Source organism: Rickettsiales bacterium, from assembly GCA_025210695.1.
Taxonomy (GTDB): Bacteria; Pseudomonadota; Alphaproteobacteria; order Rickettsiales; family CANDYO01; genus CANDYO01.
The window spans coordinates 1-23445 of record JAOARE010000029.1 but is presented as its reverse complement, the minus strand read 5'-3'; the positions used below and the strand labels follow the sequence as shown (position 1 = coordinate 23445).

At 33.5% G+C, this 23445-nt stretch carries 19 protein-coding genes and 2 pseudogenes; 8 read left to right on the top strand and 13 right to left on the bottom strand.

The window, feature by feature from the left end:
• The first annotated feature begins 47 nt into the window (after positions 1–47).
• Positions 48–1694: pseudogene (locus tag N4A31_04910) on the top strand (CTP synthase).
• Positions 1695–2149: 455 nt separating this feature from the next.
• The gene (locus N4A31_04905; GenBank protein MCT4635564.1) at positions 2150–2908 is read left to right on the top strand and encodes a hypothetical protein; all 759 of its coding nucleotides are present in this window, start codon (positions 2150–2152) and stop codon (positions 2906–2908) included.
• 43 nt (positions 2909–2951) lie between these two features.
• Here the strand turns inward: N4A31_04905 and N4A31_04900 are convergent, their stop codons facing one another.
• From N4A31_04900 to N4A31_04875, 6 genes are all read right to left on the bottom strand, one after another.
• On the bottom strand, positions 2952–3248 hold the full coding sequence (locus tag N4A31_04900) for a transposase (protein MCT4635563.1): 297 nt from the start codon (positions 3246–3248) through the stop codon (positions 2952–2954).
• Positions 3220–3345 carry a hypothetical protein gene (locus N4A31_04895; protein ID MCT4635562.1) on the bottom strand — a complete coding sequence of 42 codons (126 nt, stop codon included), beginning with the start codon at positions 3343–3345 and terminating at the stop codon, positions 3220–3222. Before N4A31_04895 ends, N4A31_04900 begins: the two co-directional genes overlap by 29 nt.
• Positions 3346–3466: 121 nt before the next feature.
• Positions 3467–5437 (bottom strand): glycoside hydrolase TIM-barrel-like domain-containing protein, encoded by a 1971-nt coding sequence (locus N4A31_04890; protein MCT4635561.1) that lies wholly within the window; start codon positions 5435–5437, stop codon positions 3467–3469.
• Positions 5434–6144, bottom strand: coding sequence for a class II aldolase/adducin family protein (locus tag N4A31_04885; GenBank protein ID MCT4635560.1), 711 nt, complete (start codon positions 6142–6144; stop codon positions 5434–5436). The genes N4A31_04890 and N4A31_04885 overlap by 4 nt, the downstream gene beginning before the upstream one ends.
• A 20-nt stretch (positions 6145–6164) precedes the next feature.
• Positions 6165–7091 (bottom strand): AEC family transporter, encoded by a 927-nt coding sequence (locus N4A31_04880; GenBank protein MCT4635559.1) that lies wholly within the window; start codon positions 7089–7091, stop codon positions 6165–6167.
• A gap of 77 nt (positions 7092–7168) precedes the next feature.
• Entirely contained in the window at positions 7169–7855 is a 687-nt protein-coding gene (locus tag N4A31_04875; protein ID MCT4635558.1) for a homoserine O-succinyltransferase, read from the bottom strand.
• 139 nt (positions 7856–7994) lie between these two features.
• On the opposite strand from N4A31_04875, the gene cyoE reads away from it, so the two are divergent.
• Positions 7995–8873 (top strand): heme o synthase, encoded by an 879-nt coding sequence (gene cyoE / locus N4A31_04870; protein MCT4635557.1) that lies wholly within the window; start codon positions 7995–7997, stop codon positions 8871–8873.
• Between the two features lie 102 nt (positions 8874–8975).
• On the opposite strand, the gene ccmE is transcribed toward cyoE, so the two are convergent.
• Both ccmE and N4A31_04860 read right to left on the bottom strand, forming a co-directional pair.
• Positions 8976–9371: a cytochrome c maturation protein CcmE gene (gene ccmE, locus N4A31_04865; protein MCT4635556.1), complete on the bottom strand. Its 396-nt coding sequence runs from the start codon at positions 9369–9371 to the stop codon at positions 8976–8978.
• Between the two features lie 108 nt (positions 9372–9479).
• Positions 9480–10010, bottom strand: a complete 531-nt coding sequence (locus N4A31_04860; GenBank protein ID MCT4635555.1) for a TIGR00645 family protein — start codon at positions 10008–10010, stop codon at positions 9480–9482.
• Between the two features lie 137 nt (positions 10011–10147).
• Between N4A31_04860 and mutS the strand changes: the two genes are divergently transcribed.
• Entirely contained in the window at positions 10148–12754 is a 2607-nt protein-coding gene (gene mutS, locus N4A31_04855) for a DNA mismatch repair protein MutS (protein MCT4635554.1), read from the top strand.
• Positions 12755–12861: 107 nt separating this feature from the next.
• On the opposite strand, the gene topA is transcribed toward mutS, so the two are convergent.
• The 3 genes from topA to rpsT are packed head-to-tail and all read right to left on the bottom strand — an operon-like array spanning position 12862 to position 16620.
• Entirely contained in the window at positions 12862–15186 is a 2325-nt protein-coding gene (gene topA, locus N4A31_04850; protein ID MCT4635553.1) for a type I DNA topoisomerase, read from the bottom strand.
• 12 nt (positions 15187–15198) lie between these two features.
• On the bottom strand, positions 15199–16326 hold the full coding sequence (dprA, locus tag N4A31_04845; GenBank protein ID MCT4635552.1) for a DNA-processing protein DprA: 1128 nt from the start codon (positions 16324–16326) through the stop codon (positions 15199–15201).
• Between the two features lie 24 nt (positions 16327–16350).
• Positions 16351–16620, bottom strand: a complete 270-nt coding sequence (gene rpsT, locus N4A31_04840) for a 30S ribosomal protein S20 (GenBank protein ID MCT4635551.1) — start codon at positions 16618–16620, stop codon at positions 16351–16353.
• A 310-nt stretch (positions 16621–16930) separates the two neighbouring features.
• Between rpsT and N4A31_04835 the strand changes: the two genes are divergently transcribed.
• The 4 genes and pseudogenes from N4A31_04835 (at position 16931) to glmM (ending at position 22552) form a co-directional block, all read left to right on the top strand.
• Positions 16931–17689, top strand: a complete 759-nt coding sequence (locus tag N4A31_04835; protein MCT4635550.1) for a class I SAM-dependent methyltransferase — start codon at positions 16931–16933, stop codon at positions 17687–17689.
• Positions 17690–17790: 101 nt separating this feature from the next.
• Positions 17791–19572, top strand: a pseudogene (gene ftsH / locus N4A31_04830) (ATP-dependent zinc metalloprotease FtsH).
• Positions 19573–19701: 129 nt separating this feature from the next.
• Entirely contained in the window at positions 19702–21207 is a 1506-nt protein-coding gene (gene proS, locus N4A31_04825; protein MCT4635549.1) for a proline--tRNA ligase, read from the top strand.
• A gap of 16 nt (positions 21208–21223) precedes the next feature.
• Entirely contained in the window at positions 21224–22552 is a 1329-nt protein-coding gene (gene glmM, locus N4A31_04820; GenBank protein MCT4635548.1) for a phosphoglucosamine mutase, read from the top strand.
• Here glmM and N4A31_04815 read toward each other — a convergent pair whose 3' ends face one another.
• Both N4A31_04815 and N4A31_04810 read right to left on the bottom strand, forming a co-directional pair.
• The gene (locus N4A31_04815) at positions 22553–23155 is read right to left on the bottom strand and encodes a class I SAM-dependent methyltransferase (protein MCT4635547.1); all 603 of its coding nucleotides are present in this window, start codon (positions 23153–23155) and stop codon (positions 22553–22555) included.
• Between the two features lie 73 nt (positions 23156–23228).
• Positions 23229–23445, bottom strand: a 217-nt coding sequence (locus N4A31_04810; GenBank protein MCT4635546.1) for a response regulator, incomplete at its 5' end; no start/stop codon positions are given.

The window sequence follows — 23445 nt, the reverse complement described above, 5'->3', positions numbered from 1 at the left end:
TCCGTTGCACCTCAAGTACCTACTAGCGAATAGAGTTAAGGTATAAAATGACAAGATTTATTTTTATTACGGGTGGTGTTGTATCTTCTTTAGGTAAAGGATTAGCTTCTGCAAGCTTAGCTGCGTTGTTGCAAGAACGTGGTTATAAAGTAAGGTTACGTAAATTAGATCCATACCTTAATGTTGACCCAGGTACTATGAGTCCTTATCAGCATGGAGAAGTTTTTGTTACTGAAGATGGAGCTGAGGCAGATCTTGATCTTGGTCATTACGAGCGTTTTACATGAATAGACTCAAGAGAGGGAGATAATACTACGGCTGGCAGAATATATTCTACACTATTATCTAAAGAAAGGCGTGGTGATTACTTAGGGGCGACAGTTCAAGTTATTCCTCATATTACCAACTTAATCAAGGAGTTTATTGCAGATGATGTAGAGGATACAGATTTTGTCTTATGTGAAATTGGTGGAACAGTGGGGGATATTGAAGGATTACCATTTTTTGAAGCTATTCGTCAGTTTGGCCATGAACATGGAAATGATCAAGTCTGTTATATACATTTAACCTTAGTGCCCTATATTCCATCTGCAAAAGAGCTAAAAACAAAGCCTACTCAGCATTCTGTGAAAGAGTTGCAGTCTATAGGTATTAGACCTAATATTCTGTTGTGTAGATCTGATAGAGAGATTCCAGAAGAAGATCGTAAAAAAATAGCTTTGTTTTGTAATATTAGAGAGGAAGATGTAATTCCGGCATTGGATGCTAAAAGTATTTACGAAGTTCCAATTATGCTGCATGAACATGGTTTAGATGTTCAGATTATGAAATATTTTAATCTTGAATATAGTGAGGTTCCAGGGTTGGAGAAGTGGAATAATTTGGCTAAAAAAATACATAGTACTAATTCTTTAAAAGATGAAGTGAGAGTGGCTATTGTTGGAAAATATATTAAGCTTAGTGATGCGTATAAATCATTGATTGAAGCGCTTACTCATGCAAGTTTTGCGCAAGAAATTAAAGTTAATATAAAATGGGTAAATGCTAGAGCTTTAACTGACAAAAATATTGAAGATAAGTTGTCAGGTGTTGACGCTATTTTGGTTCCAGGTGGTTTTGGTAGTGAAGGTATTGCAGGCATGTTAAAGGCTATTACTTATGCTAGGGTTAATAAAGTTCCATATTTTGGTATATGTCTTGGTATGCAGTTATCAGTCATTGAAGCAGCTCAAAATTTATGTCATTTGACGGACGCCTATTCAACAGAATTTAAACCTAATTGTGAAAATAAAGTGGTTGGGTTGCTTATAGAGTGGCGTAGAGGAGATAGAATTGAAACTCGCTCAGATGATGATGATTTGGGTGGAACAATGCGTCTTGGAAGTTATGAGGCTAAGCTTAAGTTTCATTCTAAAACAGCTAAAGCTTATGGTAAAGTGGATATTCATGAACGTCATCGTCATCGTTATGAAGTGAATGCTAATTATATTCCTTTATTTGCTGAGCATCAAATAGAGTTTGTTGGTATGTCACCAGATGGAGCGTTGCCAGAAGTTATGGAAAATCATAATCATCCCTGGTTTGTTGGGGTTCAATTCCATCCAGAATTAAAATCAAGACCATTTGATCCTCATCCTTTGTTTTGTGATTTTGTTAAGGCAGGGTTGGAGTTCCGTAAGAAAAATAATAAATAAATTACAGCTCAAGTTTGTAGGATATCAAGATATTTACACTTGGGTTAGATTTATTATTAACTTGCTCTTGGACTTAAATATCAGAAGCAATTTTTGATTATATGGTAAGCTACACACTATTATTCCTAATTGACCAAGACTGCGACAGTCGTATTTAGTGCTACCGCAATTTTTGCATGTGATCATCAGAAAGCTCTATAAAAACGACATATAGAGCCTTTTACAAAATATGTCTATATTTATTTAATAGCCCTAATTAATTTTCAACATTTTTTATTGACTTCCATTATTGCCTATGTTATTAATCAACGTTAATTTGTGTTAAGTAAAGGTTAATAAATAAACCAAGCAAGCGCATAAAAGTCAATTAATAATAAAAAGCTATAGTTCTGATTTCATGGGTTGTGACAACTGTCTATAAACATAAAACAACTAAAAGTACTAGGAGAAAATTAATGTCTAATAACAAAATTCAAGATAAAAATCTTATAGAAGCACCAAATGAAAAAATAAAAAGCTTGAACAAACAAGTAAAAGATCTTGGTATACAAGTTACTACACTTATAGAAGAGACTTCTAACTTAGAAACACAAGTTAAAACTTGTACAGCAGAAAAAGGAAATTATGATGCAGAAGTTTTAGCTCTAAATGCTCAAGTTACAACTATTCAAGAAGAACAAACAAAGCTATTAAAAACTATTGATGATATGAATAAATATATTGTATCTATACCTAGCTCAGACGAAGAATTATTATCTTATAGCAATGATGCTTTAGAAGAAAACAACTCTTGCCAGAATAATGGTTGGTTAAGTGATAATATATTTTGCCCTATTTCAAATAAAATGAATGAATTCTGGGAACCTCTTCCAACTTGGGGAAAAGTTTCTGTAGTTACAATTGCCATAACTGGAGCTATATTAACTACCTATTTTTTATTACCAACTTCAGCACAAAGATTTAGCGAAGAGTCTGCACAAACATATAGAGAAGGAATAGAAGCAAGGGCAGGGGAAGAAAAAGTTGCGCAAGCAGTGAGAAAAGCATATGCGAATTTGGTAAAAGAATCTTTGACAGAAAGGTGGCCTGAACATCCAGATTTTGTAGAAGGGTCGATTAGTGCTTTCAATAAATTAAGTGAAAGTGCGCCAGTATCACAGATAGATGAATTATATGGTGAATTTATAGGTGATATAGGGGCTAACCTGGATTAGGTATTAAAAAGAAGGATGCAAGAGCATCATATAATTGATCAAATTATGAGATATTGCTTTTTATCCATCTTTTCATATTAACCCAAAATTTTTCTATAGGGTTTAAATCTGGTGAATATGAAGGAAGAAACACTAGTTTACATCCAGCATTCTCAATTGATTCTCTAATCTTTGCAGATTTGTGAAAGGAGGCATTATCCACAATAACTACTCGTCCAACTTGCAAATCTTTTACTAAAAACTGATCCACCCAAGCCTCAAATAACTCTGCTAGCTTTAGATAGCACAGATCCTTATTTTGTATATTTGAGCTACCACCTGTTAGCAGCAGTTTTACCAAGTAAAAATAATAAAGCTGCTGACTTTTGGCTATTACTAGATTTTATGTATTCTATTACTCTTAATCTTAGATCATTACTACATGCTTTTGTTAACATCTTTCCTTTTAATTTAGCATATATAAATCCTTAAATAAAGTTAATTTACTATAGTATGTATTTTTTGCTCCTCTCAACTAATAACTAAGAGAAGGATATGCCCTTGTTAAGATAATAATTTCTAAGGAATGTATTGTATGTTATTAGCAATTATTTTTTCTGCTCTTGAAGTCCCTTCTATTATTAATTCATTAGCATTAGTTTCTAGGGTATTTACCTTAAATCCCTTTAATATTTTTACCTGACTTAAAGGTATTATTTTCCCATTAATCCAATGCCCTCTTGACCATAGCTCTGCGTCTGACCATATATCTAGTTTGTTTGACTGATATAGGGAAGGTCTTGCGTCCCATGCCCATAGAAACATATTTTGAACTATTTCATTTTTATCTCGCCAATATTCTAGAGTACCTCTAATTGCTCTCATTTGAATAGAAAAATCTGGTCGTCCGCTAGACTTTTTAGGAATTCCCCCATCAATTGCTTCTGGATTCCAAAATTTATTAGGTGTATTAGTTGCCATATGCATTGATGGAAAACCAAATTCTGTGAACCATAGGGGTTTCATTTTAGGTTTCCATTCGGTTTTGATTCCTTTTGGAGACCAATGCTCGTTCTTCCACCAATATTCAATCTGTTTCAATCCCCATTCAGGCATAATATCAGATTTATTATTGCGGTCATAGTAGTAATCCCATAATTCTCCGGAACTCCATCCTTTTTTTATTTCTTCTATGCTAATATCACCCATGCTTTTGTTAGTTATAGGTAAATAAGCATCTATTCCCACTACATCAATATATTGCGATGACCATAATGGATCAAGATGGTGAAAGCCATTTTTATCATGGTGATACTCTCCCCAATTTGCAGCATACGTAATGATAACATCAGGTCCTAAAATAGATTTTATTTTTTTGGCTAAATTAATTAACTCTACTACGGCGGGATAATGTTTGGGGTCCGGGTAAGAATAACGTTCATCTGTAGATTGTGTTAATTCTTGCATTTCAGATCCAATAACAAAGGCATTTACTTTGCCTTTTAGTAAATGAGCATAATGTAAGATGAATTCGTTATAACCATTCTTTTTGGTAAAGAATTTATGGATATCATCTGGATTCTTGGCTTTTATATATCCACGCCATGGTTTCCCTGGAATGTCCATCAAAATCATAGGGTAGAACATCACCTTAAAGTTTTTAGAATTTAATGCTTCTATATATCTAACCAGGCTATTGTCATTGATTGTTCCTCCGTAGTTAGGGCGGTTTTGTAAATCTTTTGATATTAAATGGGCGTGTTCTCTATCATATTCACCTGACTTCCAGATTTCAGACATTTCAGTGGTTTTATGTTCTACTCCAGGTATAATTTCTATGTTAGATACATCCATATTATAATTATCTTTAGTAACTCCAAACCATGAAACCACCGGGGCTGTCCATTTTAGATTTGGGAAAGTTTTAGATAATTCTTCAATATTATAGGAGGCGTCAGAAATATTTGCATTGTTATTAGAGTTAATTGCCTTTCCGTCTTGGTTATATATGACTTTAGTGTCATAAACAAATTCACCTGTTCCTGGAATAATATTTATTCCTTTTAGAAGTTTTTGTACAGATAGCATATTTTGTGATGAGGCTATGGTTATTTTAGTGTTATTGGCATTTAGGGGAAGTCCAGTTATTATTGCTTCTGAAGATTTAATATAAATGTTTTCTACAGAAATATTAGGGTTTGTAAGCAAATGTGCATTTATTAGAGTTAGGTTTTTTATCTGTATTTTGTTTAATTCTCCAACAAATTCAATTCCACATTGGCTTATGCATCTAATAGACATATTTTGTATAGAACTTAATGAATTAATGTCAGTTTGAAAGTTAAGTATTATTTTTTCAGCACTGGCAGCGTTAGTAAGTTTTACTACTAAGTCTTTGTTAGTTATAACTATTGGTATTTCTGATACATGCTGTGAAATATAATTACTTACCTCAAAAGTTAGAGAGTCATTTTGCGATATAGTTTCTTTAAATGTACTACATCCGTTTAAAAGAAAATTTAACCACAAGATAATAAAAAACTTTTTCATAATTTAGATTTCTTATTTTCTATTGCTCTAACCCAGGCGTGCCAATCTCTTATGCCTAGGTTTTCTTCGAAGCTTAAAAGATCCTTTACAGCTTGCTTGCATATTTCTTCTGGAGGATATACTATTTTCTGAGAACTTTGTAGAATTAAGCATTGAGTTTGACAGGCCATTTCAAGGTGATATGCTCTGAAAAGGGCTTCCATAATAGTTTTACCACAAGTTACCATGCCGTGGTTACGCATTAGCATAGTATTGTTTTTTCCTAAATCTTTTACTAAATCAACTCCATGAATAGAATGATCAAGGGCTAATGAATTATAATCATGGTAAGATATTTGGTTATAGAAATGCAACGCCCATTGGCTGATAGGAAGGAGTCCTTCTTTCATTGCTGATACCGCCACTGATGCTGGAGTATGCAAGTGAAAGACTGCTTGGATATCTAAGCGATGTTGGTATATATTTCCATGAATTATATATCCAGTTCTATTATATTGATATTCTTCTCCTTCTATAACTTTGCCATCTAATGAAGCTTTAAGAAGACTCTCTTCTGTTACTTCCTCAAATCTTAGACCAAAAGGATAAATATAGTATTGATCTTTTTGAGGAACTCTAGCGGATAGATGAGTGTAGGTATGGTCATCCATTTTAAGGTGAGCAAGAATTTGATATGCAAGTGCTAGATTTTTTTTTGTAATGTTCATTATATTATCTCTTTTATTTTTTAGGCTAGGTTAAATATTGCAATCATGGTAGGAACATAAAATAAGGCAAAAACTGTACTTAGAATAACGCTAGCTGCTACTTTCTCAGGATGAAGATTTAGAACAGTTGAGATAATAATATTATTAGCAGCCAATGGAGCTGTAGAAAATAATATTATCATTTTATGAACTATTGGATCATATGTATGTAGTAATGTTTTATCTAGAGTAACAAAAGTTAAAGCTAATAAGGGCCAGAAAATAAATTTCACTACAAAAGTTGCGCTAATAAACTTGAAGTCTAATTTAAAATCCTTAATATCTGCAAGGCCAAAACCAATCATCATCATACCTAAAGTGGCATAAGCCCCTTGAATATTTGCAAATACATCATTGAACATTTTAGGAACAGCAAACTGTTCTACCCCGCTTACTATGAAACCAAAAATCATTGCATAAAGAGAAGGGAGCTTTGCTATTTTTATAAAACTTTCATAGATGCTAAATTTACCTCTGGAGGCAATAAAGAATCCGGTTGTGCTTTCATATATACTATTTCCTAATACCATCACTACGAATATTCCAGCGGCCACGTCATCAAAAAACTCCCAAACGATTGGCAGTAGAAAATAACCAACATTTGAATTAGCAGAAATAAAAGAGAAAGTTGCTCTAGTTAGATTGTTACAATATTTTTTTGATATCATAAAGGTTGATATAGCTATAATACTTCCAAATGCAGCGATCATTATAGGTAATATAACGATAGATAAATTTAACTCCAATTTTCCTACAGCATTAAAAAAAACTATTGGTGAAAGAATATAAAAAACCAATTTAGCTATAGAAATTCTATCAATATCTAAAACTTTATGAGCAATGAATCCTAGGCCTATCAGGCCAAATAGAGCCATTAATTTTACAAAAATAAAAAAACCGAATTCCATCTTAGTCTATTATTCAGGAGGTTATAAGGCCAGTGATTACCTAAAAGAGAATAGCAGATTAGTAAGAAAGTATAAACCTATAATTTTATGAATTGTTCTAGAATATCAATCATACGACGATTGATGTTTGTATAATCTTGTGCCAATAACTCTTTTTCTGTTTGGGTGAATTTTGATGGGGTCAAATCTTCAGGCGCTGCTGCTATCATTTTTATAATAGAGTCTAGGTTCATTTCCAAATGGCACTGAAATCCATATACATTATTTTTATATTTTATAATTTGATTTGGGCATCCTTCGCTTGAGGCTAACAAAACAGATGTGTTATCTATTCCTGGCATATCATTGTGCCAATGAATTACTGGAAAACTTTTGCTCATGTTTTGTAATAATGGATCATTGATTCCTTCTGTTGTGAGAGTAATAGGGTAAACACCAATTTCTTTCTCAGGGCTGCTTAAAGTTTTTATTTCCAATGCTTCGCTTATAAGCTGTGCACCCAAACAGATTCCTAGAATTTTTTTATTCTTTGAAATTGCTGTTTTAATTAAATTAATTTCATTAGCTAAGTAGGGGTGTTTTTGAAGGTTTTTAACATTTTGTGGTCCACCCATGATTATTAGAAAATCAAAATTATCTATGGAAGATAATACTTCTCCTTTATATGGGGTTTCAATTTTAAAGTTATAACCGTTATTTAATGCCCATTCTTGAATAACCCCCGGTGATTCAAAGTTTGCATGAGTGATACATAAAATATTCATAGTTCTTTTTTCGTGCTTCTGGTATTTTTAAGTTATAGATAGCAATTTTTTTGATTTGTGTAAATTAAAATCATTTGAATTTTCTTAACAATTGCTTTAGTTTGTTACTGATAGCAACCATCAAAATTAAGATCAAATTATGCAAGATATAGAACTAGAGTCGAGAGTTCGTGATTATTTTAATCTGTTAAAGCCTAGGGTTATGTCTTTAGTTGTATTTACGGGTATTACAGGTCTTTATCTGGCGCCTGGAGAGATTAATCTGTTTATTGCTGCGATAGCCATATTATGTATTTCTGTTGGGTCAGGAGCAGCTGGTGCCATTAATATGTGGTATGATGAAGATATTGATAATATTATGTCTAGAACTAAGAAACGCCCTATTCCATCAGGGAGAGTTGCAGCAGAAGATGCTTTATATTTAGGGGTATTTTTGTCTTGTGCTGCAGTTGCTTTAATGGGGCTGGCAGTAAACATTCTTTCAGCATTATTGTTGGCCTTTACGATTTTCTTTTATTGTTATATTTATACGGTTTTATTAAAAAGATCTACTCCTCAGAATATTGTAATTGGTGGGGCAGCAGGAGCTTTACCCCCATTGATTGGCTGGGTTGCCGTTACTAATCAGATTACTATTGAGCCAATTATATTATTTTTGATAATATTTTTTTGGACTCCTCCTCATTTTTGGGCTCTTTCTTTATATCGCTCAGATGATTATAAAAAAGCTAATATTCCTATGATGCCTGTAGTATCTGGAATTCAGTCAACAAAGATGCAGATTCTAATATATACAGTGCTACTATTTATTATAAGTATATTACCGTTTGTTTTTCATTTTGTTGGGAACATATATTTATATACTGCCTGTGTTCTAAACTTAATCTTTTTAGCCATGGTGATAGCTTTATATTTAGATTTTAAGAATAAAATAGCTGGTAAGGTTTTTGCTTATTCTATTTTATATCTTTTTGTATTATTCTTAAGTGCAATTATTGATAAGGCTTGGAGTAATTGACATGAAAAAAAATAAGAATCTTAAGTATAAAAATTATACTATGTTAGTGTTATTATTATTCTTTATAGTAATAATGTTTTGCTTAACCATTGTGAAGATGGGTCAATAAATTTCTTTCGGTTTATAGTTTTCATCATGTTTTGTAAGCAATTCTTTTGCAATAAATATATCGTCCACAAATCTTCCTTGCGCAACTATTCCCTGCTTCTCACGAAAAAGAGTTGGTAGAACTCCAGTGAACTTAATAACTATATCATTTTTGCCGTCAGTTAAACTAAATTTAGTGGTTAGTCCGTTATTAAATTTTTCAATAGAATTTTCTTCAACAAGTCCTCCAACTCTAATAGTTTGATTATTAATAGATTTTTCTTTCAATTCACTGGGGCTATAGAAAAACACTATATTTTGATTGAAGTTTTTTAAAATCAACCACAAACCAGTGCTTAATAATACAATTATAATTATAATGAGTTGTAGGCGCTTATATTTTTTTTTCATTAGAGTTTGCTTTTTTTAGCTGAAGGATATTTTTTGCCATAACACCTAATAAAATAACCAATGCTGAAATACAAACCAGATAAACATAAATAACATCACTCATAGTAATCATTGGCCTTTTATTTTTAAGGTTTTTGTTTTTGCTGATATAAAATCAGTGATAGATAAGAACACCCCTGAAACTATAAATAAGAAATGGGTTATAAGAAGCCATTTAAATTGTGATGGATTGAGAGGTTTATCAGACATAAATATTTTTAATAATTGAACACCAGATATTGCCACCATAGATGATATTAGTTTTAGTTTTAATGTGGAGAAATCAATGGATCCTTTCCAGTCAGGTTGGTCTAAATTATCAATTTCAAATTTTGAAACAAAATTTTCATATCCTGAAAAGATAACAATTAGAACTAGGTTACCTGCGAGAGATAAGTCAATTAAAGATAATGCTCCTAGAATTACATCTGTTTGAGAAAGATCATTTATTGTTAAAAGCAAATGCCATAATTCTTCTATGAAGCTGAACATTAACAAGGCAAGAGAAAGAGCTAGACCAATATAAAAAGGAGCCATCAGCCATCTGCTAGCAAATAAACCATGTTCTATGCATTTTTCTATTATATTATTTTTTTTCATTTGTTTTTCTATGATGTTAATGAGTATAAAACATATACTATTATTTATAATATCCAAAATATTGTAAATCAATCTTTAAATTAGATAGTGGTTGATATATATTAAAGCTATAATGTTTAAAGATAAAGAATGTATTAATGACCCAACAAAGTTTTCCCTTCGCTAGTGATCGTAATACAACTCCCATGATGAAGCAATATTTAGATATTAAATCTGAATATCCAAATTATATTTTATTTTATCGAATGGGAGATTTTTATGAGATGTTTTTTGATGATGCAACTCTTGCTGCGTCAGTATTAGGAATAGCTTTAACTAAACGAGGGAAGCACAAAGAGCAAGATATTCCAATGTGTGGAGTTCCTTTCCATAGCAGTGATGGATATTTATCTAAGTTGATAGAGCATGGGCATAAGGTTGCCATTTGTGAGCAAATGGAAAGTCCTGAAGAGGCTAAAAAGAGAGGTTACAAAGCCGTTGTAAAAAGAGAGGTTGTAAGAATTATTACTCCTGGAACTATAACTGAAGATAATTTGCTTAATAGCGGCTCTTCTAATTTCTTAGTTTCAATTGCCGCTATTAGGGATGAAGTAGCTCTTAGTTGGGCAGATATTTCTACTGGAGAATTTTATACCACAAAAACTAGTTTTCTTTCGTTAAATAATGACTTGTCTAGAATATCTCCCAAGGAAATTCTTGTTAGCGATAAACTATATCAAAATGATGACATATCATCAAGTCTGGCTGATTTTAGAAGAATTGTTACTATTCAGGCAAATAACCTTTTTGATTTGAAAAAAGCTGAACATAAAATTAGAAAATATTATGCTATTGTTAGCAGCGAGGCATTTGGTTTATATAGTCCTGTAGAGTTAATTGCTTGTGGTGCTATATTAGAATATGTTGAACTAACTCAGAAGAGTTCAGAGTCAAGAATTGGCTTCCCTAAGCAACTTGATAATGCATTATTTATGTCTATTGATGCTGCAACTCGTTGTAATTTAGAGCTTAATGTTAGCACTTCTGGAGAAAGAAAAGGAAGTTTACTTCATCTTATTGATCAGACTAAAACTAGTGCCGGTTCTAGGCTTCTTAGTCAATATTTTGCTGCTCCCTTAATAGATGTGGACGCTATTAATAATAGGCTTAATTTAGTTGAGTTCTTTCTTAAAAATACTGAGCTTACCCAAGAACTTATTTCAACTATGGCTCATATAGGAGATGTTGAAAGATCTTTAGCAAGATTTAGTTTTAATAGAGGTGGGCCAAGAGATTTACAAGTTATTCAGAAAAGTTTGCAATCTTCAGATTATATGGCAGCAAGTTTCGCTCATTTTACAGGAGAAATCAGTAATTACTTGCAGCAATATATAAGTAATTTTAGTGGTTTTGAAGGGTTATTAATGGAGCTTGATAATGCATTAAGTGATGAACTTCCAATGTTATCTCGAGATGGAGGTTTTATAAAACCTGGATATAACCATCGTTTGGATCAATTAAATGACCTTAAAAATAATAGCAAACAACAACTGCAGAATTTAAGGCAGAAATATATTAAAGAAACTGGCATTAATAGTTTAAAAATATCTTATAATAATGTGCTTGGATATTTTATTGATATTACGCCTCAGCATGCCTCAAAAATGAAAGATGAGTTATTTATTCATCGTCAAACATTAGCCAATTCAGTTAGATATACTAGTACAGAGCTTAGAGAATTAGAAAGTGAATTACTGAATCTTTCAGATAATATTTTAAAGTTAGAACTCAGCTTATATTCTCAGTTGGTGGAAGAGGTGTTAAGCAAAGCAGATGCTTTAGCATTATTAGCACATAGTATTGCAGTTATAGATGTTTCATGTAATTTTGCCTATATTGCGGTTAAAAATAATTATGTTCGGCCAATTGTTGATAATAGTCTTGAGTTTAAAATTAAAGCTGGCCGACATCCAATTATTGAAAAATCACTTAACAAAGAAAAACAAGAGTTTGTTGCTAATGATTGTAGTTTATTTGGTAAGCAGAATCTATGGCTTATTACTGGACCTAATATGGCAGGTAAGAGTACTTTTTTAAGGCAGAATGCTTTAATAACAATAATGGCCCAAATGGGAAGTTATGTTCCAGCTGGATCTGCTCATTTTGGCGTAGTGGATAAAATCTTTAGTCGAGTTGGGGCCGCAGATGATTTAGCCAGAGGGCGTTCAACTTTTATGGTGGAAATGGTAGAAACTGCTAATATCTTGAATAATGCCACTAATAAATCATTGATTATTCTTGATGAAATTGGTCGTGGAACTTCCACATATGATGGAGTTTCAATTGCATCTGCATGTTTAGAATTTATTCATGATAATTTAAAATCAAGAGCATTATTTGCTACTCACTACCATGAGCTCACAGCATTAAGCGGTCAGCTTGATTCTCTAGTTTGTTATACTATGCAAATTAAAGAATGGCAGAATAAAGTTATTTTCCTTCACAAATCAATTCCTGGAGTAGCTGATAAATCTTATGGTATTCACGTTGCCGCTATGGCCGGATTACCAAAGATTGTTATTCGTAAGGCTGAACAAATTCTAATCAATTTAGAGAAGGGGGCTGATCAGAAAATGGATTTAGACTTAAAATCTATTATAGTTGAAAGCAATCCTATTGTAGAATTAGTAGAAAGTATAAATGTTGATGAATTATCACCAAAAGAAGCTTTAGAGATATTATATAAACTGAAAAAAATGTCATAAGCTTTCATATTAATTTTTTGAATTAGTCTGTTCAGTTAGATGTATATGAAAATGGGAAAAACTGCATTTCTCAGGTTTTCCTAAATGGTCAGATATGGCCTTAAGGTTTATTTCTTCTTTGTCTTCTTTTTAGTAGAGTTTTTTTTCTTATCACCTTCGGAGATAATTTTTAATGCCTGTTCTAAAGTCATTGTAAAAATATCTTCTTTATTGGGTAGAGAAAAATATTGTTGATTATGAGCTATGAAGGGACCGAATCTTCCTTGTGCTAAAGTAACTAATTCTCCATCTTCGGGGTGCTTTCCTAAAGTTAAAGGTAGGGCAAACAACTTTTCTGCATGTTCTAAGGTGGCTTCATCAGGGGAGATAAATTTTGGTAATGCGCTGCGTTTGCAGTTTTTACCTTCTCCTAATTGGAAGTAATATCCATATGGTCCTTTTTTAAGCAACACATCTAAATCTCCGTGTTTACCAAGAACTTTATTGGCATCGGCAAAAGATGCTCCAGAAACAGACTTATTGCTATTATACGGCATAGTATGTTTACATTCAGGATATTTTGAACAAGAAAAATATAAACCGAATTTACCAGTACGTAGGTTTAATTTTCCTTCTTTGCAGCTCGGACATTCTTTATCATTATCTATAGCTAAATTTTCAATTAAATTTGAACTAACTAATTGAGCTATATCACCATTTTGTTTTTCTTTTGCTTCTTCAATATGTTGATGGAAATCTTTCCAGAATTTATTTAGCAATTCTTTCCAATCCATATTTCCAGCTGAAACAAAATCTAGATCATCTTCTAAATTGGCAGTAAAATCATATTCAACATATTGTTTGAAATAAAGTTTTAAAAATGTAACAACTATTTTTCCACGATCTTCACTAAAGAATCTTTTTTTCTCTAAGCGCACATATTCACGATCTTGGAGAACAGAAATAATACTAGCATATGTAGAAGGGCGACCAATACCAAGTTCTTCCATTTTTTTAACTAGGCTGGCTTCAGTATAACGCGGTGGAGGGTCTGTAAAGTGTTGGTTACAGGTTATTTCTCTGAGGTTAACTGATTCTTGCTCATTTATTTGAGGCAATAGTTTCTTTTCTTCATCTTCTTCATCTGGTTCATCTTTACCTTCGGCGTAAACTCTTAAGAATCCGTCAAAGACCATAATACTGCCTGTAGCTCTGAAGCCGGCTTGTTTATCATGAGATTCGATCTCAACAACAGTTAAATCAAAGTCGGCTGATTGCATTTGGCAAGCAAGTGTACGTTTCCAGACTAATTCATATAATTTAAACTGCTCTGGAGAAAGAGAAGACTTTAACGATTTAGGTTCTAAATTTATATTAGTTGGCCTAATAGCTTCATGAGCTTCTTGAGCGTTTTTCACTTTGCTTTTATAAATTTTTGCTACTGGAGGAATATATTTATCTCCATAGGAGTTTTTAATATACTCTCTTGCCATATTGACAGCTTCATTAGAAATCTGTACTCCGTCAGTACGCATATAGGTGATTAAACCGATTACTTCTCCATTGATGTCTATGCCTTCATAAAGTTTCTGCGCCACTTGCATGGTTTTGCTAGCATTAAAACCTAATTTACGTGAAGCTTCTTGTTGAAGGGTGGAGGTGATAAAGGGAGCCGCTGGGTGACGCTGAGTGCGCTTTTTTTCAACAGAGGTTACTAAATATTCTTTAGACTTAAGAGTTTTCTCGATATCTTTAGCTTGGTCTTCTTTTGTAATATCAAACTTATCTAGTTTTTTATTATTTAAGCTAACTAGTTTTGCTATAAAGCTATGAGAAGTTTTATTTAAGAACTCACCTTGGATTGACCAATATTCACGACTAACAAATTTTGCAATTTCATAATCTCTTTCGCAAATCAGTCTAAGTGCTACGGATTGCACTCTTCCAGCTGATTTACTTCCTGGCAGCTTGCGCCATAATACAGGAGAAAGCGTAAATCCTACTAAATAGTCCAAAGCTCTTCTTGCTTGTTGAGCGTTAACTAGATTCATGTCAATATCACGAGGGTGAGAGAAAGCATCATTAACTGCTTTTTTGGTGATTTCGTTAAATACTACTCGCTTTACATTAACTTCGCTTTTAAGCGCTTTTTTTTCTTTGAGTGCTTCAATTACATGCCAGGCTATTGCTTCTCCTTCGCGGTCAGGATCGCTTGCAAGGTAAATGTTTGAAGAATTCTTAATTGCTTTCACAATTGCTTGTACATATTTTTTAGATTTATCACTAATTACATAGTCCATGGCAAAATCGTCATCAGGACGTACTGATCCATCTTTTGATGGTAAATCTCTTATATGTCCAAATGAAGCCAGAACTTCAAAGTCTTTTCCCAAGTATTTATTAATAGTTTTTGCTTTTGAGGGGGACTCAACGATAACGAGGTTATTTGCCATAATTTTTAAAATTTATAAGTTAACAGAAATTTTATTACCAAAGTGCCTTATTATTTTGCCAGCTAGTTCTAACTCGACAACGGCAGTAAGGACTAATCCAACCGGTAATTGAGTGATAGATACTATCTCATCAATAGAAGTAGGACTTATACCAACTAAATTTATGAGTTCTATCCGTGCTTGTGTCAACTCTTTTTCAGTAAAATTTATTTTAAGGGGGGTTTTAGGAGTAGTTAGAAATTGTTTTTTTTGCTCGAGCAATGTAGTTACTTTGATAAGAGAGTTTTCTGTTAGGTCTAAAATATCTTCAGCTGTTTCTAACAAATGTGCCCCTTGTTTTAGTAGATAATTATTTCCTTGGTACCTTGGATCTAGAGGAAAACCAGGTACTGCAAAGACCTCTCTGTTTTGTTGAATAGCAAATTTAGCTGTAATTAAGGAGCCTGATTTAAGGCTTGCCTCTATTACCGCGACTGCGTTTGATATTCCAGAAATTATTCGATTTCGTTGAGGAAAGTTTTGTGGTTTTGGGATGCTTCCTAGTGGTAATTCTGCCACAATTAGTCCGCGTTCTGATATTTCCTTGTAAAGCTCTTCATGTTCTGGTGGATATATATGATCAACACCTCCAGCTAATACTGCTATGGTTGCATGCTCAACGCTAGCTTTATGGGCTGCATTATCAATGCCACGAGCAAATCCCGATACTATAACTTGTTTACTCATGGCTAGAGTTTTAGAGGTTTTGTAAGCAAATCTTAATCCGTTGGCAGAGGCATTGCGGGATCCAACTATTGCAATAGTTTTTCCGTTTAGTAAAGAAGTATTTCCTAAACAGAATAATAAAGGAGGGCAGTCATCTGTGGTTTTAAGTAAACTAGGAAAGTCGTAATCTAAATAAGAAAGGATTTTAACTCCTTTTTTCTCGCAAGCAGCTATTTCTTCTTCTGCTTGCGTTTTTGGATAAATTTTTATCGATTTTTCTTTTCCGCCGCGTAGAGAAAGATCTCCCACGTAATTTAGGGCGTTGCTAGCATTTTTATATAAAGTTATTAAATGCCAAAAAGTTTTCACTCCAACATTCTCAGATCGAATAAGTCGGATTATATCTACAAGTTCGATTTTGCTGGTTCTAGCCACAAGAGCAGTCCCTCATGCTATTATTTAAGCAGCTTCTATTGCCTTAACTTTTTTTGCTAAACGGCTAACTTTACGTGAAGCTGTATTTGGCTTCATTAAATTCTTTTTAGCGCCTTTCATAATTTTTGCTTGAGCAGATTTAAAAAGATCTTGAGCAAGAGCAGAATCGTTAGAAGCAACAGCTTCCTCAACTTTTTTTACAAAAGTTTTTATGTCGCTAGAACGAGATTTATTTCTTGCGTTTTGCTTTACATTTTGTCTAATCGCTTTTTTAGCTGCGGCGTGATGTGCCATTTTTATATCCTATATATTTTTAGTTCAATAAACTATAACAATATAAATTTCAGACTATTTGTCAAGAATCTTTTGGAGAATAAATAATATAACACAAAAAAGTTAGAGGTTTTTTTTGTAGTAGAGCTAGTTGAAGTATTAAAAATTAATTGGATCTGCAGAAGCTATATTAGAGATAAGAAAGACACAGATGGCTGTTTGAAATGTTAGGTAAATCAATAGGTTTACAGTTATATTATTGGTTGTAAGCTTAAAAAATGTTAGAAGTATAGTTTATTATCAATTTAATATAATTTAATGAGGATCTTGTATGAATATAAAAAAACTAGACAGCTATCTCAGTTTGTGTACCGAAGTATATGATTTAAGTAAACCTAAGCCTCCTGAAGATGCGTATGCATTTTATAGAAGCTATGTAGAGAGCTCTAAGGGCAATGTCTTAGAGCCAATGTGTGGAACTGGTAGGTTTCTACTTCCTTTGATGGAGGAAGGGTTTAATATTCATGGCTTTGATGCCAGTGAGTATATGCTGGAGGCTTTGCGCTTAAAGGCTAAAGCATTAAATTTGGAGCCCAATATATGGCAAGGTTTTGTGCAAGATCTTGATAGAGAAGATAAATACGATCTTATATTTATACCTGGTGGTTCGTTTGGAATTATTACAGATGAGTCTCAAGTGAAAGAAGCTTTGCAGAGTTTCTATAATCATATGAATAATGATGGGATTTTGTTGTTTGAAGTGGAGTCCATAAAGTCGCTTCCAGAAAGCGGTGTTTGGAAAGGGAGTGTTGTTCGTAGAAGTGATGAATCAGAGATAATGTTATCAATTTTGCCAACTCAAGGGGAAGACAATATTTATTCTTTCTTTCAAAAATATGAGCTTATAGAGAATAATAGTATTATAAAGACAGAAGTAGAAGAGTTAAGGCTGCGTCTTTATAAAAAAGATGATTTGCGCAAATTATTACAAGAGATTGGTTTTAAGGATATAAAAGTAATAAAATCTTTTGATAGAAATAAACCAGCTGAGGAAGAGGATGAAGTTTTTGTTTATGAGTGTAGAAAGTAAATAAGATGGACTCTTTGTCTTGAAAAAATGCTAGCTAATCACTATATCAACTGTTATATTGTTGGTTAAAATTCAAGTAAATTAAAAGGTAGAATTAGAATATGTTTAACATAGGGCGCAATTTATTGTTTTGGGTGGCCGCAATCATGTTGTTGGTTGTGGTATATGATGTTGTTAGTGGAGAAGGCTTAGGTGTTAATTCAAGTAAGGTTTCTTTCTCTGAGTTTCTTAATAAGGTTGATGAAGGTGTAGTGCGTGATGTAACTCTTCAGGGTAATAATGTAGAAGGTCATTTTAATGACGGTAAACAATTTGCTACATATATGCCAAATTATCCGGAGCTTGTTGATCGTTTAAAGCAAAATGGAGTGCGTATTGATGCAATTCCTTTAGATTCAAAAATGAATTCTTTTGTAGGAATTTTGCTGTCATGGTTCCCGCTTTTGTTATTAGTTGGGGTTTGGATTTATTTTATGAAGAATATGCAAGGAGGTAGTAAAGCTATGGGTTTTGGTAAATCTAAAGCAAAGCTCCTTACAGAGAATCATGTTAAAGTAACTTTTAAAGATGTAGCTGGTATTGATGAAGCAAAAGAAGAGCTATCTGAAATTGTTGATTTTTTAAAGAGCCCTAAGAAATTCCAAGAAGTTGGGGGGAAAATCCCTAAAGGCTGCTTGCTTATTGGCCCTCCGGGGACAGGAAAGACTTTGCTTGCTAGAGCGATAGCTGGTGAGTCTGGTGTTCCTTTTTTCTCTATTTCAGGTTCTGACTTTGTAGAGATGTTCGTTGGTGTTGGTGCAAGTCGTGTACGTGATATGTTCGAGCAAGGTAAGAAATCTGCCCCATGTATTATTTTTATTGATGAGATAGATGCTGTAGGTAGAAATCGTGGAATTGGTCTTGGTGGAGGTAATGATGAAAGAGAGCAAACCCTAAACCAAATGCTGGTGGAAATGGATGGTTTTGAAGCTAATGAAGGGGTTATTATTGTTGCTGCAACTAATAGACCTGATGTCTTAGATCCTGCTCTATTGCGTCCTGGTAGATTCGATCGTCAAATAATGGTTCCTGTACCTGATTTACTTGGTAGAGAGGAAGTATTAGGGGTTCATGCTAAGAAAGTGCGTTTAGGACCCAATGTTGATCTAAAAGTGGTGGCAAGGGGAACTCCAGGTTTTTCAGGAGCTGATTTAGCTAATTTGGTTAATGAAGCGGCTTTACTTTCTGCACGACGAAATCAAAAAGTTGTAACGATGTCTGAATTTGAAGAAGCCAAAGATAAAGTTATGATGGGTAGTGAACGTAAATCTTTAAAAATGTCAGATGAAGAAAAAACTCTTACAGCATATCATGAAGGTGGACATGCAATTGTTGGATTCTATCAACCTGAATCTGATCCTATTCATAAGGCAACTATAATGCCTAGAGGAAGAGCTTTAGGTATGGTTATGCGTTTGCCTGAGCGTGATAGATTTTCTATTACATTTGCTAAGTTAAAGGCTGATTTAGCTGTGGCTATGGGGGGTAGAGTTGCAGAAGAGATGATCTTTGGTGCCGAGAAAGTTACTAGTGGAGCATCTTCTGATATTATGCAAGCCACTAAAATGGCAAGATCTATGGTAAGTGAATGGGGGATGAGTTCTAAAATTGGTCCTGTTTATCATTCTGAACAACATGATCAATATGCTGGGCATCATGGAAAAGCTAGTTCAAGCGATACAAATAATCTTATAGACAGTGAAGTGAAGAAGTTTATTGAAGATGGGTATAAGCACGCTAAAGAAATTTTAGAGAAACATCTTGATCAATTGCATAGCCTAGCTAAATCTTTGTTAGAATATGAGACTTTAAGTGGAGAAGAGATTAAAGATTTGCTTGAAGGAAGAGGAATTAATAGAGAGAGAATTGATGCTAAACCTAAAGTTAGAAAATCATCATTTCCTAAAAGCAAAACATTAAAAGAAGGATTAGAAGGTGGGGCTGCATAGTAGCTCTGCTTCCTACATAATTTTATGAAGAACAAAAGAACGGCAATTAATCCAACTAGAGAAAAGAATTATCCTGGCTGGTATCAAGAGGTTATTAAGGCTGCAGATTTAGCAGAAAATTCTGTGGTACGTGGCTGCATGGTTATCAAGCCTTGGGGATATGCAATATGGGAGCATATTCAACAAGAATTAGATAAGCAAATTAAGACCACAGGGCATCAAAATTTTTATTTCCCTATGTTAGTGCCGTTGAGCTTTATGGCTAAAGAAGCGGATCATGTGGATGGTTTTGCTAAGGAATGTGCTGTTGTTACTCATCATAGATTAGAAGAAGATGAAGCAAAGGGATTAGTTCCAGCTGGAGAATTAGAGGAGCCTTATATTATTAGGCCAACTTCTGAGGCAATAATAGGAGAGTCTTATTCTAGGTGGATAAATTCATATCGTGATCTACCTCTTCTTGGTAATCAATGGGCTAATGTTATGCGTTGGGAAATGCGTCCTCGCATGTTTTTGCGTACAAGTGAATTTTTATGGCAAGAAGGTCATACAGCTCATGCAACAAAAGAAGAAGCTGTTGAAGAGGCTGAGAAAATGCTTCAGGTATATAAAGAATTATCAGAAAACTGGTTGGCAGTACCTGTTGTATTAGGTGAGAAAACAGCTAATGAAAAATTTCCAGGTGCTGATGTTACCTATTGCCTTGAGTCTATGATGCAAGATAAGAAAGCATTGCAAGCTGGTACTTCGCATTTTATGGGTCAGAACTTTGCTAAAGCATTTGATATTAAATTTCTATCAGATAAAGGTGTGAAAGAATATGCTTGGACTACATCATGGGGCGTTACTACTAGATTAGTTGGTGGTCTTATAATGACTCATAGTGATGACGATGGTTTAGTTCTTCCTCCTAAAGTATCGCCAATTCAAGTAATTATTATTCCTTTGGTACATAAGAAAGAAGATGAACAAAGAATTTTAGATTATTGCCAAGATCTTAATAATAGAATTAAGAGCCTTACCTATAATGGTCAGAATATTAGAGTTGAAGTGGATTTAAAAGAAAGAAGCAATGGTGAGAAGATATGGGGATGGATAAAAAAAGGTGTGCCTATTAGACTTGAAATAGGGCATAAAGAAATAGATAAAAATACAGTATTTATGGGGAGAAGAGATTTTGATCCTAATGATAAATCTTCAGTTTCTGTTAATGAGTTTATTGCAAAAGCAGAAGGAATATTAATAGACATTCAAAATAATTTATTTAATAAAGCTTTGCAATTTCAAACGGAAAATACTTTTACTGCCAATACACGTGAAGATTTTTATAAGTTCTTTAAAAAGGAATCAGAACAGCCGGGATTCATTATGGCCTATTGGGCTGGTGATGATGAAACAGAAAATGAATTGAAACAGCAGCTTAAAGTTACTGCAAGATGCGTTCCTTTAAAAACTAAATCACAATTAGGAAAATGTATTTTCACAGGTAGAGATAATTCTCTACTAACCATATTCGCCAGAGCGTATTGATTAGGGAAATAAGCTAATGAGAAAATATTTTGGTACTGATGGTATAAGGGGGACTGCTAATAAAGGAATTATGACTGCTGAGACAGCTTTAAGACTAGGGTTAGCTGCTGGAACTTTCTTTATTCGTAAAGATTCTCGTCGTAGAGTAATAATAGGGAAAGATACTAGATTATCGGGTTATCTTTTTGAAACAGCGGTTACGGCAGGTTTCTTGTCTGCTGGGATGGAAGTATTTTTAGTTGGTCCTATGCCAACTCCAGCAGTTGCGATGTTGGTTAAGTCTATGCGTGCTGATTTGGGAGTGATGATTTCTGCGTCTCATAATCCTTATTATGATAATGGTCTCAAGCTATTTGGTCCAGATGGTCATAAATTATCTGATCAAGTGGAAGCTAAAATAGAAGAGATTATGACTGATCCTAAGTTAATTAAATTAGCTGATCCAGAAAAGGTTGGAAGAGCAAAAAGAATTGATGATGCTCCAGGTCGATATATTGAATTTATTAAAAATAGTTTTCCAAGAAGTTTGAAAGGTTTGAAATTAGTAGTAGATTGTGCTAATGGAGCCGCTTATCATCTAGGAGAAAAAATTTTTTGGGAGCTTGGCGCTGAAGTTATAGAAATTGGGAGCCGTCCCAATGGAGTTAATATTAATCTCGATTGTGGGTCTAATCATTTGGAGCAGTTATCAGCTGCGGTTATTGAAAATCAAGCTGATTTAGGGATAGCTTTAGATGGTGATGCTGATCGTCTTCATATGGTTGATGAAAAAGGAAATGTTATAGATGGAGATAAGATTTTAGCATTAATCGCTTGTCATTTAAAATCTCAAAATAAATTAAAGGATAATACAGTCGTAGCCACAACGATGTCTAATTTAGCTTTTGAAGAATATCTTAATAGTCAGGGGATAGAAGTAATTCGTACTCAGGTGGGAGATCGTTATGTGGTAGCTAAAATGGAAGAGCTTGGCTTAAGTTTAGGGGGAGAACAGTCAGGTCATATTGTTGTGGGTAATTATTCTACCACTGGTGATGGACTTGTTGCTGCTTTGCAAATGCTTGCTTTAATACAGGACCAAGATAAGCCAATAAGTGTTGTTGCTGATATTTTTACTCCTTTACCTCAAGTATTACGCAATGTAAAAATAAAAAATGCTGCTGATATTATGAAGAGTTCAAGTTTTCAGTCTGTTATTAAATCAGTTGAATCAAAACTAGGGAATAGGGGTAGGCTTCTAGTGCGTAAATCAGGTACTGAAGACTTAATTAGAATTATGTGTGAAAGCAAGGATGAAGAACTGATGAATAAGACCCTTGATGAGATAGAATCTGCTTTAGTATAATCACTTGTCAATGTGTTTGGCTACCCAGACTGTAGCATCGCCACAATTTCGATCTTCAATATTATGTTTTATAATTCTAAAATTATGTTGAGCTAATAAATTTTTATACTCATCTGGGGACAAAGATGCATGATATAGGCTTTCCCCGCCATTATTGCTCCAAACTTCTCCATTGTTTGTTCCTGAGGTGAATAGTAATACTCCATTTGGTAAGATATGGTTTTCAAAAACTTGGAACATTTTTCGTTGATCATTTTGAGTTAAATGAAAAAAACTATGCCAAGCAATTATTGCATGGAATTCTTGATCTAAATTGCATTCTCTCATATCTTCAACTAGGAATTCTGTATTTGGAAAACGGCTCTTAGCTATATCAATCAATTTTTTACTACCATCAATTCCTGTTAATTGATATCCGTTATCGATAAAATATTTACCAATGGGTTCTCCCATCCCGCAACCAAGATCAAGAACTTTTCCATTAGGTTTTATATTATCTATTACCATATCTAAATATGGTTTTTCGAAAAGATCACGACAGCGATGCTTATCAAACCAACTGGCTATTTTCTCATATGATTTATAAACATTAGTTTCATTCATGCGCTATGCTTATAGTAATTGGAGCTTTAGTAAAGCTTATATTATTTACTATTGCGTTGCAATAGGGGGGTAATTAATTGATACTTTCAGATTGTCTATTTTGAATGGCTTGTTCGATGGCTTTTAAAACTACGTCTTTTTTATATGGTTTGCTTATAAAGCTTACTATTCCCATATTATAGGCTTTTTGAATTTCTATTTGGTCGGAGGTTCCACTTTGAAGAATAACAGGGATTTTAGCTAGTTTTGGATCTTTCTTTATTTCTTCTAAAATAGTTAAGCCATAGATA

Bases quoted from the DNA above. Each gene is read 5' to 3' on its own strand.
- N4A31_04905 (MCT4635564.1), top strand. From the start codon at position 2,150: ATGTCTAATAACAAAATTCAAGATAAAAATCTTATAGAAGCACCAAAT.
- N4A31_04895 (MCT4635562.1), bottom strand. From the start codon at position 3,345: ATGTTAACAAAAGCATGTAGTAATGATCTAAGATTAAGAGTAATAGAA.
- N4A31_04890 (MCT4635561.1), bottom strand. From the start codon at position 5,437: ATGAAAAAGTTTTTTATTATCTTGTGGTTAAATTTTCTTTTAAACGGA.
- N4A31_04885 (MCT4635560.1), bottom strand. From the start codon at position 6,144: ATGAACATTACAAAAAAAAATCTAGCACTTGCATATCAAATTCTTGCT.
- N4A31_04880 (MCT4635559.1), bottom strand. From the start codon at position 7,091: ATGGAATTCGGTTTTTTTATTTTTGTAAAATTAATGGCTCTATTTGGC.
- N4A31_04875 (MCT4635558.1), bottom strand. From the start codon at position 7,855: ATGAATATTTTATGTATCACTCATGCAAACTTTGAATCACCGGGGGTT.
- cyoE (MCT4635557.1), top strand. From the start codon at position 7,995: ATGCAAGATATAGAACTAGAGTCGAGAGTTCGTGATTATTTTAATCTG.
- ccmE (MCT4635556.1), bottom strand. From the start codon at position 9,371: ATGAAAAAAAAATATAAGCGCCTACAACTCATTATAATTATAATTGTA.
- N4A31_04860 (MCT4635555.1), bottom strand. From the start codon at position 10,010: ATGAAAAAAAATAATATAATAGAAAAATGCATAGAACATGGTTTATTT.
- mutS (MCT4635554.1), top strand. From the start codon at position 10,148: ATGACCCAACAAAGTTTTCCCTTCGCTAGTGATCGTAATACAACTCCC.
- topA (MCT4635553.1), bottom strand. From the start codon at position 15,186: ATGGCAAATAACCTCGTTATCGTTGAGTCCCCCTCAAAAGCAAAAACT.
- rpsT (MCT4635551.1), bottom strand. From the start codon at position 16,620: ATGGCACATCACGCCGCAGCTAAAAAAGCGATTAGACAAAATGTAAAG.
- N4A31_04835 (MCT4635550.1), top strand. From the start codon at position 16,931: ATGAATATAAAAAAACTAGACAGCTATCTCAGTTTGTGTACCGAAGTA.
- proS (MCT4635549.1), top strand. From the start codon at position 19,702: ATGAAGAACAAAAGAACGGCAATTAATCCAACTAGAGAAAAGAATTAT.
- glmM (MCT4635548.1), top strand. From the start codon at position 21,224: ATGAGAAAATATTTTGGTACTGATGGTATAAGGGGGACTGCTAATAAA.
- N4A31_04815 (MCT4635547.1), bottom strand. From the start codon at position 23,155: ATGAATGAAACTAATGTTTATAAATCATATGAGAAAATAGCCAGTTGG.